This window comes from Streptomyces sp. NPDC006743 (genome assembly GCF_040703815.1).
Classification (GTDB): Bacteria; Actinomycetota; Actinomycetes; order Streptomycetales; family Streptomycetaceae; genus Streptomyces.
Genome location: NZ_JBEYJA010000030.1, coordinates 49,791 through 63,345, shown reverse-complemented (window position 1 = coordinate 63,345; position 13,555 = coordinate 49,791). Strand labels below are relative to the sequence as shown.

The window sequence follows — 13,555 nt, the reverse complement described above, 5'->3', positions numbered from 1 at the left end:
CCTGGGGCCACCGGCGGGCCGTGGTGTCAGGGCCGTGCCGGCGGCTGAGGACCGGCTCGGGCCGGCGGTCGGCGCCGAGTGCGTGCCCGGCCGGACGATCTTGCTCGGTGACCAGCACACCACCTTTGCGGCGCGGCCGTCGACGGCCGCGCCGCGTCGCCGGGAATTCCCACGTCCGGAGGCACGCGCGGTGCTTCGGTGGCCCTGCTTCCGCTCTCCCGCGGACGGGACCGCGCCCGCGGGTGGCGGGCGGACGGGCCGTGCCTCGCTCGTGTCCATGGGAATCACCCGGAACTCCGGCCGCCCCGGCGACGGGCCCACGCCGGTCGCCTCAGCCCCAGGGAGTCACGGTGAGCCGGATCCGCGCGTCCTCGCCGAGGATGGGGGCGGCGGTGGCGGGCAGCGCGATGTGGCTCACCCAGACGCCGGGGGCGGGGTTCTCGTCGCCGAGGACACGGCCTGCGGGCCGGTAGTCGCTGATCGGACCCTGGATGGCGGAGTTCCAGGTGGCCGAGAGCGCGGGCACGTCGCAGGCCGGGTCGGCGCCGACGTCGATGACCAGGGTGTCGTCGAAGTCGGCGGACTGTTCCAGGTGGTCCCGGAAGCTCAGCACCCCCTCGCACCGGTGCAGCGACAGGAGCCGCAGATGCAGGGCGTAGCGCAGGGCGCAGGAGTCGGCCGCCCTGAGACCGCTGCACAGGAAGGTGCTCACCAGCGGGACGGTCGTCCCGTCCGCCTCGCCGGCCTCCGTGCCGGCCCGCGGTGACGCGCCGGCGGTGTCCTGCGCGCCGTCGCCGAGCTGGATGGGGCACCAGTGGGCGGTGGTGCGTTCGTGCGTGACGATCTGCAGGCCCCGCACCGACAGCCGGACCTCGGCCTGCCAGACCGTGCCGGCCGGCCGGGCCAGGTGGACGCCGACGAGTTCGGCCTCCACCCGGCGGTCCCCGAACAGGAAGCGGCGCAGGTTCTGGTAGCCCTCCTCGGAGTTGACGAGGCCGTAGCTTCCGCTGTGACTGCGGTGCACGTACGCCTCGTGGGCGCCGGGGACGCGGGCGTCGTCGGTCTGCACCAGCCCGTCGCTGCGGGGCCCCACGGTGGCGGCCGAGAGGCCGTGGGCGACGTCGTAGTCGGCCGGGTCGGTGCCGACCAGGCAGAAGACGCGGGCATGGGGGAAGGCGGACGGCCCGTCGTCCGGCATCGCGCGGCTGTCCCACCCCTGCGGAGGGCCGCCGGGGTCGGTCAGCTTCGCCGGGGTCAGGTACGCGTACATCCGTTCCGGGCCGAAGACGTCCGCGCCGTTGACTCCGGTGAGGTCGCGCAGCTTCTCCAGCACGCCGAAGCCGACGTCGAAGGCGATGCCGCCGTGCGGCGTTCCGTACGTGAAGAGCTTGTCGACGTGGTCGGCCGGGTCGAGACCGAGATCGGGGAGGATCTTCTGGATGAGGCAACGGCACACCAGGCCCCCCATGGAGTGGGCCACCAGGTGGACGCGGGGTGCCCCCGACTTCTCCCTGACCGTCTCGATCAGCCGGTGCAGATCCTGCGCGGCCGTCTCCATCCGGAACTCGTGCGGGGTGCCGTCCCAGGTGGTCGCGGCGGTGTCGTAGAAGCGGTGGATCCAGATGCTGTCCGGCGGGATCGTGTCATGGGTGGCGAGGTAGAGCTCCTGGCCGCCGTCGACCAGGATGTGGTAGCCCTCGTCCAGGTGCAGGCGCAGCAGGGGGCTCTCGAACTGGTAGAAGCAGGGTTCGTCGTCCGGTCCGATACGGATGTGTGTGGAGCCCAGGTTGAAGCCGTAGAAGGGGTCCGTGACCGCCTTGTCGATGCCGGCGGTGCCGCCCGCGTATCCCCGGACGTAGACGATCGGCAGCTTCTGCGTCGGTGCCATGCGGTCCTCCCGGGTCACCGTCCAGCGCTCTCCGGGAGCGAGCGTCCGCGGGGCCGACGACGATGCCGGCCGAGTGGGGGTTCCTCAGCCTCCCGTTGCGGTTCGTCGAGTCTACGGACCTGCCGTCACCCCGGCGTCACCGCGGTGTCACCCCCGTCGGGGGGACCGTCACCCCGCCACGGGCGAGCAGCCGGGTGAACCGGGCAGAGGGTTCGACGCCCAGTTCCGCGCGCAGCAACCGCCGGAACGAGCGGTAGTGGTGGACCGCCTCGCCGACGTTGCCCTCCGCCAGGTGCGCGGAGACGGCGGCCCGGTGCGCGCTCTCCCGCAACGGCTCGGCGCGCAGGCTCTCCCACGCCGCCTCCAGCGCGAGGGCCGGTCTGCCCTCGCGGACGAGCGCCTCGGCCAGTGCGTCGAGGGCGTGCAGGCGCAACTGCCGCAGGCGTTCGCGCTCCAGCAGTACCCACTCCTCGTCCCAGCCCGGCAGCAGGTCGTCTCCGCCGAGAAGTTCCCGCGGGAGCCGGCACGGCGCTCGCCCCGTGACGAGCGGCGGACCACAGCCCTGGACGACACTGAGCGCCGTCTCGGTGAAAGCGTGCACATCGACGTGCAGGCCAGGGGCGGCCACGAGCGCGTCGCCGGAGCACCTGATCAGCGGCTGGTCACCGCGCGGCAGTTTCCACAGGGTGGTGCGCAGGCTGCCCCTGGCCCGTTCCTCGGTGACCTCGGGCCACAGCGTCCCGGCGAGGACCGTACGCGGCACGCTCCGCCGCAGGACGACGAAGGCCAGCAGACGCTGCCCGTTGCGGCACAGTTCGACGGGCCCGGCGTCGCGTTCCAGCCGGAACTGGCCGAGCAACCGCAGTTCAGAAGGGGAAACCACCTTGATCGTCCGCTCACCCTGGTCCGGTCGAGCGCGCCCCGTGAAGGCGAAGCCTCTCCTCACCAGTCTGGGTCGGTGCCACGGGGCCGTGCAACCGCGCTGCACAGCACCGCGGGATCGCCGCCAGGCCGGGGGCGGGCGTCACCGGGGGGCGGGGCGGACACCTCAACTCGCCGGGTCCGCGCACCGGTCGAGGAGGAACCGGCGCGTTTGCCTCCCGCGCGGAGCGGGGGCGAGACTCGAAGTCGGGGAGGGCGGTGGGGCCGGCTCGACGCCGGCCGGCGGCCGCGCCCGCGCGTGCCGTGACCACAGGACGCGGCAGGGGGACGGTGACCAGCGAGGGGCGCGCACCATGGGAGTTCTCCAGCCTCAGACGAACGTTCCGGCGGAAATCTCCTGGGGGCACGTCCAAGTGCTCCTGGTGATCCTCCTGGTCGCGATCGTGGCCATCGGGGTCGTCCTGGTCGCCGCCAGGCGCTTCGTCCCGAGCCGTTCGGCGTCCTCGGACAGCAGCATCGTCCGCAGCTGGATCGCCCTGGCACTCGTCACCGGCCTCGTGGCGTTCTGCGCGGTGGCCTTCGCGGTCCGTGACACCAACCTGCGGAGCACACTGATCGGGGCACTCGCCGCGGCCGTCGGGTCGACGGTCGCCTTCTACTTCTCGGGCAAGGTCGCCGCCGATGCCCGCAGGGACGTGCTCAGCGCCGCGTTCGGCGGCCAGGAGACCGTCCCCGACCTGGTCCACTGCACCATGGACGAGGCTGCGGCCAGACTGGGCACGACCACGCTCAGGCTGGAACTGGCGCCGGGATCCGGGCCCTCGGCGGCGCCGGCCGCCATATCCCGTCAGGACCCGCCGAAGGGCACGGCGGTGCCCAGAGGAACCCCGGTGAAGGTGACCTTCCCGCCTCAGTGACTGCTCCCTCGTCAGTGACTCCCTCGTCACGCCTCCTCTCGTCACGCCTCGTCGAAGACGAGGTCCTCGGGCGGCTGTGTCATCCGCACCGTCTGGCCGTCCGTGACCTCGACGACGGCGTGCAGGCCGGCGCAGCGCCGGCCGGTGGACAGGACGGTGAAGTGGTCCCGCACTCCGGCGAGGTAGGCGGGGAAGCAGGTCAGGGAGGGGGCGCCGAGCTGGAGGAAGTCGACGAGGCGGCGGAAGAGCTTGGGGAGGATCACGACGTCGTCGGTGAGGGAGGAGAGTGCCGTCACCTTCGCCCCGGCCGTCGTCACGTCGCTGGGCCACAGCCCCTGGCCCGGTGCCGTCCGCGCCTGCCGGGCGGCGGCGGTCAACTCCTCGCGCAGGCTCGGGAACAGACTGCGGTAGAAGGTGGGGTAGACCAGGCCCTCCGTGAGCAGGTGGTGGTTGGCCGTCGTCCGGAGCAGGGCGGCGTCGACGTCGACCTCCACACCGCCCGGGCCTTCGCAAGCACCGCGGCCCACCAGGGAGACGCACCGTCCGTGGACGTCGGCTCCGCCGGTCAGGACGGAGCCGGGGACGGTGGCCGGTTCGGTGGCGGTCACGGTCTCGTCCGGACCCTGCCGGACGTTCTCGAAGCCCAGCCAGCGGAGCAGTTCGTCGCGCGCCGCGTGCGCGAACCGCAGGGGCTGGTGCACTCGGTTCGCGCCGTAGTGGGTCTCCAGCGCGTCGATCGCGTCGAGGCGGAGCGTGGCGCGTCCGAGCGCGTCGTGCTTGACGGCGTGAGCGCGCGTGCCGAGGAGTTCCCACGTGTTCGGGTCGGTGGGGGTGAAGTGGACGGTGTCACCGTCCGGCTGCGTGCCTTCCACCTGGAAGGATCCGTTGATGAGCAGCATGGTCATGGCGGCTCCCGACGACGTGTACGGATTGCGGGGAGGCGGGGGGCCGGACATGAACGACGCTATCCCCGCGCCGCACGGGGTGCAACGGCGGTACGGGGAAGGCTCCTTCCGCGCTTCGGCCGGTCCGTCCGCCCGAAGGGGCGAACCGGACTCCCGCCGGGACGAGCCGGGCCCCCGCCGGGACGAGCGGAGCCTGTTCCGGTGGGCGACGACGCGTCCGCGAGCTGCCGTCGGCCCCAATTCGGTTGAGTCGTCTACGAAATGGGCGCGCGCCGCGGCTGCATCACGTGCCCCGCCCGGTGGCGGGGCACTGCCATGCGAGTGAACATGGAGGAGAGGTCGGTGGCTTCGTGCCACGCTACGACGCTCCTCGGATGAGGCGTTTCCCATGTCATTCGGCATCGTCCGCCCCGGCTCTGCGGGGCTGTGGAAAGATCTGCGACACCATCCCGGCGACGGCCACTTCGGTGGCCCCGGTGGCGACCACGACGGTGACTTCGGCGGGCACGGACCCCCCGGCAGGGGCCGGCCGTCCGGCCCGTGCGACGGCCCCCGCCCCGGCGGCCCCCCGGACTCCTGTCCGCCGGACGACGACGTCGTCGCGGGTCCGTTCCGCGTGGTGCGGCCGTCGGACATGCTCGTCCTCGACATATCCCTGGTCAACCTGCGCTTCGACGGCCACCGCCTGGTGCGCGCGGACCCGGCCGCTCCCACGCTGGTGGTCGTCACGCTGCCGCCCCAGCATGTGCTGGAGCAGAGCTTCGAGCAGCTGCCCGCCGCCGGTACCGCGTCCGCGGTGACCGCCGGGACGAGCACGCTGTCCTTCTCGGTCCCGGCCACGCTGGAGGGCCTGGAGCTGTCGTTGGAGTCGCTCCTCGACTGGTCGCGCCTGGTGCCGATGACCGTACCGGTCGGTCAGACGCAGCCGGACCCCGGCGGGCCGGCTCTCTTCCAGGGCCTGCCCAGAAGCGTCATCGAGTTCCCCACCCGGTTGCTGATCACGTACGACGAGCCGGTCGACTGGGTGGGGCGGACCGGCCCCGAGCAGGCGGACGGGCGCACCGCCCTGTGGCACGCCCGACTGCACGGCAGCCAGGAGGGCCCGGTCCTGCTCCGCGCCTTCGCCGCGGCCGGGAGCCGGGGTGACCTGCCCGCCGGCAGTCCGCTCACGGCCGAGGACCTGGCGGACATCGTCACCCTCACCAGCCGGAACGAACAGGTCGTCCCCGGCGGGCCGCCCCCCGAGATCCCCAGCGCACCGCTGCGGTCGGACCAGTTCATCGTCACCCCCCTGGGTTCCTCGGCCCATCTGCACGGCACCTGGCCACCGGTGCCGGCGAGCAACGGGCTGGAGGCGTACGACCACATCACGGGCCTGGGGCGCGACCAGTTCGTGCGGGTGGTGCGGCACGGCCGGTTGAGCACCGGCCACGAGGCCTCGCACGTCAAGGAGTTCAAGCGGGTGTTCGCCGTCCACCCCGACGGCGGCATCGTCGCCTTCCTGCGGCGCGAGGACCGCGTCATCATCAAGCAGCCGGAGGTCCGTTACGGGCAGGGCGGCTACACGCACGGGGGCCGTGAGATGCCCTTCCGCACGCTGCGGATCACGGACCGCGCCACCCCGCCCATCAAGCCGCCGGTACCCCCCTCGCTGGAGGAGAAGAACAAGCCCCTCAAGGATTCGACCGCCTTCTGGGTGGTCCTTCAGAACCCCGAGGCCGATCACGAGTTCACCCTGATAGGGACGGACAGCGAAGGCCGGAACGTCAGTTTCACCATGCCCCTGGTCTTCGTTCCCGACGGGCTCCCCGATCCCGACGGGAACTTCAGGGGCGTCTACGGTCAGACGGACCCGCGCGCCGGTGCCGTCCCCAACCGCCGGGTGCGTGAGCTGCACGGGCAGACGATGGCCATGGCCCAGCCCCCGGCCGAGGCGCCCGGCAGCACCGCACACGCGGTCGAGACCCTGACCTTCGGTCTGGGAACCACGGACGACGACGGGAAGGAGACCCACCCCGCCGTCGGGCTGCCCCACGTGTCCGGCGGGACGGTGCGGGTGCCCGCGGCCGAACAGTTCCTGCCGAAGGCCGAAGCGCTCCCGGTGACGTTCGACACCACCTACCTGGTGCACGGCATGGACAGCCACCCCGCCGGGGCCTACCTCAAGCTCGCGGAAGCCCTCCCCCTCACCCTGGGGGCGGAGAAGGCCGGCGGCCTCGCCAGCCCCCAGACCGCGCTGCGGCTCATCACCAGTCAGGCAGGTGTCGTCCCGGACGTCTTCGCGGCAGGCGCCACCGACGCGCGCCAGCTCATACAGACGGCCTTCGGCGGGGCCAAACTGCTCGGTCTGATCGACCTCCCGCAGGTCATGAGCGACATCGTCAAGGAGGACCTCGGACAGCTCCGGCAGCTGGGCGACGACCAGATCGACGCCATCCTGAAGGACTCGCAACGGATGCTGCCGGCGCCGGTGCTGCGCATCCGCGACCTGGCGGACGGGCAGGGCAAGGAACTGCGCTACGTGTGGAAGACGAAACTGGCGAAGCCCGATTCCGCCCGGGAGGACGACCCGACCCATTTCCTCGTCGTGACCGGTGCCACGCTCACCCTGGACGCCAGGACCACCCGCTCGAAGGACGCTGTCGACAACGCCACCGTGACGGGCGAACTGACCAACTTCGGACTGGACTTCGGTGACATCGAGGTGGACATAGCGGACCTGAAGTTCCGCACCGGCCCGGGCCGGAAACCCGACGTCACCGCCTCCGGTCTGGCAGTCAAGTTCCGCAACGACCTGGAGTTCGTCAACACCCTCCGCAGCGCGCTGCCCTCGGACCTCATCGGCCCCGGTGCCTACGTCGACGTCCGGCCCGCCGGCATCGTCGCCGGCTACAGACTGGGTCTCCCCTCCATCGCCCTGGGCGCCCTCAGCCTGACGAACCTCACCCTGACGGCCGAACTGACGATCCCCCTCGACTCCTCCCCCGTCTCCTTCCGCTTCTCCGTCTCGGAGCAGCAGCACCCCTTCAACGTCACCGTCTCCCTCTTCGGCGGGGGCGGCTACTTCTCCATGTGCGTCGACGTCAAGGACGGCCTGCGGGAGATCGAGGGCGCCCTGGAGTTCGGCGGCGGCGCCGCGATCGACGTCGGAGTCGCCGCCGGGGGTGTGACCATCATGGCGGGCGTCCGCTTCAAGGTCGCGGGCCCCCGGAACGTCCAGTTGAGCGGCTACCTGCGGTTCCACGGCTTCCTCTCCGTGCTGGGCATCGTGACCGTGTCCGTCGACTTCTACGTGGAACTCAGCTACACGAACGACCACGGCCGGACGGTGATCCGCGGCAGCGGCAGCCTCACCGTCAGCGTGCGCATCGCCTTCTTCAGCAAGTCCGTCTCGATCCCCTTCGAGCGGTCCTTCTCCGGCTCGCCCGCCGACCCCTCCTTCGCCCTCTGCATGCCCAAGGACCCGCACTGGCGCGCCTACTGCGAGGCCTACGCCAGGTGAGCCCGGTGGGAGACGACCATGCCCATCGACCAGCACATCAACTGGACCGTCCTGCCGGCGGGCCTGTCCGAGGACGGCACCCAGGCCAGGGTGTCGGTCTTCGTCGCCCCCCGGCTGACACCCCCGGGCGATCCCCCGGCGGAGGGCACACTGAGCCAGTTCGATGACTTCCTCCACTGGCCGGACAAGGTCGCCGGGGCCACCTTCCGGTTCGCCGCGGAGAGCGGCACCCCGGCCACGACCGCCGTCTTCACCGAAGGCCTCCGGCCCCAGGGTCCGGCGCCCGACCCGACGCTGTGGGCGAGCGTCTTCCCCGCCGGCACGCGCCTGGAACCTCCCGCCTTCAGTACTCCGGAGACCAGCCCAGGGCAGGTGCGCACCTACTCGGTCGCCGAGGTGCGCGACCTCACCCAGCGGACCTACGCCGGCGCCGGACGGATGTGGCCCGACCGGCCGCCCCCCACGTGGGGAGCACTGAAACCCCAGAGCCCCGCCTCGGACACCCCGCAGGAAGTGGCGTCCGGGACGGCGGCCGCACCCCAGCCCCCCGCGCTGCCACAGCTCGACTCGCTGGCCAGGTTCCACTCGAACACGCGGCTGGAGACGGTCGCCGCCGGTACGGACGGGGACGCGCCGCAGCCGGTGACCGCGAAGCGGCCCGGCTTCCACGAACTGCTCACCCATCTCGGCGACCACCCGGCCCTGCTCAGGCGGCTCGGGATCGTCCTGGACTTCCTGCTGCCCGCCGACCGCCTCCCGGTCTCCTCGGGCGAGCGGCTGCTCACGGTCGAGCCCCTGTGGCCGCCCGGGCCCGCCCCGGACCCGCACGACGTCTCCTCCCGCACCCGCTACGTCTTCCTCCCGGACCGGCACGTCTTCGTCCCCGCGGCCAGGGCGGCCACACCCGGTGATCCGCTGCCGCCTCCCTCCCTGGGCCTGGAAGCCCTGGGAGCACGGGACGAAGCGGGAGAGCCCCGATACCTGCTGGAGCAGACCGACTTCGACTCCGTCGCGCTCGGCATGCTGGCCGCCACCGAGAACTCCGTCGGCCTGGGACCGGTGCGGGCGCCCGGGATCTCACTGTTCCGCAACGACCGCCTGTCTGTCCTGACCGGTGACTTCGCCCGCGCGGGCGAACAGCACAAGGCCTTCGCCACCGCGCTCGCGAAGAACAACCCCGAAGTCGCCCCGCCCGACGGCCGGCCCCCGGACGCCGATGCGGCCGGGCCGGAACTCTTCGCCGAGGACGTGGTACGCGGCCACCGGATGGACGTCTGGGACGACCGGCGGCACACCTGGTTGTCCCTGCACGAGCGCGACGTGGAGTACCGCGCACCGGGCTCCGGACCGCTGCTGTTCACCGCGTCGGACGAAGGCTTCTTCCAGGAACACCTGGTCTCCTCGCGCGACGGCTCCACGCTCTACGTCCCCGAGCAGCTCGCCACCTGGGACGGGTGGGCGCTCGGCGCCCCCCGCCCGGGCCTGGTGCTGGACACCGAGACGGACGAGCCCGGCGAACCACCCAAGCCGCCCATACCACCCAAGAACGATGCCGGGCCGGGCGTACCGCTGGAGATCACGACCAGGCCGCGGCCCGGGTCCCTGCCCCGGCTGCGCTTCGGAACCGGGTACCGGGTACGGCTGCGCACCGTCGATCTGGCGGGCAACGGCATCGACTCCACCCGCGCCACTGCTCTGACGGACCCCCCGCAACCGGCCCCGACCGATCCGAAGGACCTGACGATCCCTGCCGCGGGAACGCTGCGGTTCCAGAGGTTCGAGCCCGTCCTCTCGCCGGCCGTCGTCCCCCGGCTGCCGTTCCAGGAGGGCGCCTCGCCGTACCGGATGGTGATCCGGAGCAGCCCCGGTCCCGCGCCGCCGCCGGCCGGCCCGCCCGGCGCACCGCCGGCCGCACCCCCGGTCCTGCTCTCCCGGGTGCAGTTCCGGCTGACCGACGACGACGTCCGCACCGTCCAGCAGGCCCTCATCGCCGAGGGCCACGCCCTTCCGGGCGGCGCCGACGGCTTCTTCGGCGATCGGACCCGGGCCGCCTACGCCGAGGAGCAACGCGCCCAGGGGTTCTCCGGGAGCGACGCGGACGGTCGGCCGGGCTGCCAGTCCCTCACCGAGCTGGGCCGCAAGAACGGCTTCATCGTGGACTGCGGCACCGGTGCGCCACCGGCGGACGGCACCACGGCCGAGGAGTACGCCGCGGACCTCAACCGTTCACCGCTGGTCACCGCGCAGGGCCACGCGCCGTACCAGGGAACCGACGAACGTCACCTGGTGGCGCCGAAGGCGTCGCTGGAGTGCGTGGAGCGGCACGGACTGCTGGACGAGGCCATCGGGTCGAGCGACCACGCCGTCCAGGACGCGGTCTACGACCTGGCTGTGCGGGAGAGCGGCTCACTGAGCGACGTGACCGGGCCGGACGTGCGGACGGTGCCGATCACCTCACCGGGCGCGGATCCCCTCCATCCGCCGGTGACCGCCCTGCACACCGGGGAGCAGGTCGAACTGCCCTACCTCCGTGACCCCCTGTCCTCCGGTGCCGTCTTCCACGGCCTGCCCGGGATGCCCGCCGGCCGGCCGTTCTTCGTCCCCTGGAACGGCGCGGTCTGGCACCGCCCCGAGTCCTTCCGGCTCAGGCTCGCCGAGGGCAGCGGGCCACCAAGCTTCGACGACGCGTCCAGGGTGCTGACGGTCCTGCTGCCCAAGGGCGCCGTGGCGGTGGTCCAGGTGTCCTCCGGGATCGATCTGGACGAGGACGTGATGGGCCTGGCCGCCTGGTGCCGGAACATGCCGATGCCCGCCTCGGGAACCGGGCCCGAGCCGCGGCCGGCCGACGAGGTGCTGGCGCTGGCCGCGGCCGGAGGGCACTGGATGTTCACCCCCGGGCAGGAACTGACGCTCGTCCACGCCGTGCAGAAGCCGCTGCGGACACCCGTGCTGGACCTGGCGCAGGAGCCGGCCCCGCGTCCGGAGAAGGCGACCTCCCAGCATCTCACCGGCACCATCGCACTGGACGAGGACAGCACGGGCCGGATCGACCTGGTCGCGGAATGGACGGAGGTGACGGACGCCGGTCCGACGGGCCGGGACAGCCGCACCATGACCGCCCCGGTGTTCGGACTGCTGACGGCCCGGGCGAGCCGGACCGGGAGCCCCGGCACCGAACCCGCGCTCCTCCAGGACGGTGTCCTGTCCTTCAGCACCCGGGCGGCCGAGGACAAGGCCGTCACCGACAAGGCCGCTCCCCTCATCGAGAAGCACGAGTTCGGCGACACCAGACACCGCACGGTGCACTACCGGCCCCTGGCGGGCAGCGGGTTCGGTGACTGCTTCCCCGCGCAGTTCGCGGACCCCGGCCGGGACGACCTCAGCGTGCGGGGCGCGGCGCAGGAGTACTCGGTGCTCAGCAGCGCGCGGCCCACGGCACCGGGACTGCTGTACTGCATGCCCACGCTCTCCCTGGAGCAGGACGACGGGCCGTCCGGCGCCCTTGTCAGACGCCGGCGCGGGAGCGGTGTCCGGGTCTACCTGGAGCGCCCGTGGTTCTCCTCGGGGGACGGGGAACTGCTCGGCGTGGTTCTCGGCGAGCCGCCCGGCGGCGACCCGGATGCGGTCCGCGACGCCTGGGTCACCCTGATGGGCCGCGACCCCCTGCACCACTCGGCCCCCGTCGTCGCCCCGACCGCGCAGATGTTCACCGACGCCGCGGGCCCGCCCGCGAAGCTGTCCCTTCCCACGCCCACCGGTGCGCTGCCCGTCACGGTCGTGGGCTTCGCCCCCCAGTTCGACGCGGCGGAGGAGGGTGGCCGCTGGTTCGCGGATCTGGAACTGGACACCGGGGACGCCTGCCTGCCGTTCGTCCGGCTCGCGCTCGTCCGCTACCAGCCGGATTCGATCCCCGGCGCCGAGATCTCCCCCGTCGTCCTCGCCGACCTGGTGCGCGTCCTGCCCGACCGGGAGCTGACGGTGCAGCCGGGCCGGCCGCTGACGGTGAGCGTCACCGGTCCCTCCTGGGACCCCACCGGGTCGCAGCCGCCCGAGATCACCGCCGTGCTGCAACGCCGGCACGGCACCGTCACCGACGAAGACCTCGGCTGGGTGACCCTCGACGACACACTCACCACCCTGACCTCGATCGACGCGGAGTCCTCCCACCGTCCCTTCTACACCGGCCAGGTTCCCGTGCCGCCGGTGCGGCCGGGATCACCGCTGCGCCTGCTGGTCGTGGAGACCGAGGGCATCCCGGCCGACGGGCGTCCACCGTCCCCGGGGCCGGTGGGCCCGCCGCCCCCGGAGCCCCGTGGGCCGGTGATCTACTGCGACGCCGTGGAGGTCTCGCCGGGCAGGGGATGGCATGACGACGACGGTGACGGACAGGGCCGGGGCGACGGCGACAACAGGCACGACGGGCCCGACGGACGGGAGGACGACGGTGACGATCACGACCGGGACGGCCGGCACGGCGGGTTCGGCCGCCGCTGACCGGGCGGCAGGTGTGGCGACGGCCAGGACGGAGACAGCACCATGTTCGACAGCGTGCGCGATTACTGGATCGCGTTCAACGATCCGCTCGAAGGCCGGGTGGCCTTCATGTACCTGGACCAGAAGGGCTGGGTGAGCACCGGCATCGGCAACAAGATCGACGAGACGGAGAAACCCGACTCGGCGCCGACCGCCGACGAACGCGACCGTTCACTGGCCGAGGCGCGGCAGTACCGCTGGCTGGTCAACGACGACGGTTCGGAGGCCACCGCCGACCAGGTCGCCGCCGACTGGGACGCCGTCAAAGGGCACCTGGAACTGGCACCGCGGGGACACAACGCCTTCCGGCCGCCGCTCACCTCCCTGCACGTGGACGACGACGAGATCGACCGCCGTGTGTTCGCCAAGCTGGACCAGATGGAGTCGACCCTGCTCTCCCGTACGGAGTTCAGCGGCTTCGCCGCCTGGCCGGCCAATGCGCAGCTGGCGACCCTGAGCATGTGCTGGGCGCTGGGACCGACACTGAACGACTTCCCCACGTTCCGGGCAGCGGTCGCCAGGAACGACTGGACGGCTGCCGCGGACGAGTGCCACTTCACACCGGACGAGGGAACCATCCGGATCCGCAACAGACTCGACCGGGAACACTTCGTGCTGGCCCAGGCGGTCGCGGACCAGGGGCAGCCCGTGGAACAGATCGCGATGCAGCTGGCCGACGTGTTCGGCGTGCAAGGTGCCCTGCTGGCCCTCGGGTTCAAGCCGGGCGCTCAGGACGGCGTGGACGGTCCCGGGACGCAGGCCGCGGTCCGGGCGTTCCAGGACGCCAACGGGATCGACCCGGCGAACGGGCAGTTCGACGACGCCGCCACGGTCAGCGCTCTGGGTTCACAGCTCACGAGCGCGGGCTTCAACGTTCTTTCCGTGTGATCCGTCACCCGGATCCAGGAGCAGACAAGAGGTGGCCACC

7 protein-coding genes are annotated in these 13,555 nt (G+C 72.3%); 4 read left to right on the top strand and 3 right to left on the bottom strand.

What is annotated here, in order from left to right; all coding sequences use genetic code 11:
• Nucleotides 1-331: 331 nt before the first annotated feature.
• Nucleotides 332-1,888: an alpha/beta fold hydrolase gene (locus tag ABZ719_RS23490; RefSeq protein ID WP_366727140.1), complete on the bottom strand. Its 1,557-nt coding sequence runs from the start codon at nt 1,886-1,888 to the stop codon at nt 332-334.
• Nucleotides 1,889-2,024: 136 nt separating this feature from the next.
• Nucleotides 2,025-2,777, bottom strand: coding sequence for a BTAD domain-containing putative transcriptional regulator (locus ABZ719_RS23485; RefSeq protein ID WP_366727171.1), 753 nt, complete (start codon nt 2,775-2,777; stop codon nt 2,025-2,027).
• A gap of 346 nt (nt 2,778-3,123) precedes the next feature.
• On the opposite strand from ABZ719_RS23485, the gene ABZ719_RS23480 reads away from it, so the two are divergent.
• Nucleotides 3,124-3,687 (top strand): PASTA domain-containing protein, encoded by a 564-nt coding sequence (locus ABZ719_RS23480; protein ID WP_366727139.1) that lies wholly within the window; start codon nt 3,124-3,126, stop codon nt 3,685-3,687.
• Nucleotides 3,688-3,728: 41 nt separating this feature from the next.
• On the opposite strand, the gene ABZ719_RS23475 is transcribed toward ABZ719_RS23480, so the two are convergent.
• Complete coding sequence (locus ABZ719_RS23475) at nt 3,729-4,592, bottom strand: nuclease (protein ID WP_366727138.1); 864 nt, start codon at nt 4,590-4,592, stop codon at nt 3,729-3,731.
• A gap of 388 nt (nt 4,593-4,980) precedes the next feature.
• On the opposite strand from ABZ719_RS23475, the gene ABZ719_RS23470 reads away from it, so the two are divergent.
• The 3 genes from ABZ719_RS23470 to ABZ719_RS23460 are packed head-to-tail and all read left to right on the top strand — an operon-like array spanning nt 4,981 to nt 13,515.
• Nucleotides 4,981-8,094: a hypothetical protein gene (locus tag ABZ719_RS23470; RefSeq protein WP_366727137.1), complete on the top strand. Its 3,114-nt coding sequence runs from the start codon at nt 4,981-4,983 to the stop codon at nt 8,092-8,094.
• A gap of 18 nt (nt 8,095-8,112) precedes the next feature.
• Nucleotides 8,113-12,588 carry a peptidoglycan-binding domain-containing protein gene (locus ABZ719_RS23465; protein WP_366727136.1) on the top strand — a complete coding sequence of 1,492 codons (4,476 nt, stop codon included), beginning with the start codon at nt 8,113-8,115 and terminating at the stop codon, nt 12,586-12,588.
• A gap of 42 nt (nt 12,589-12,630) precedes the next feature.
• On the top strand, nt 12,631-13,515 hold the full coding sequence (locus ABZ719_RS23460) for a peptidoglycan-binding protein (RefSeq protein ID WP_366727135.1): 885 nt from the start codon (nt 12,631-12,633) through the stop codon (nt 13,513-13,515).
• Nucleotides 13,516-13,555 lie beyond the last annotated feature (40 nt).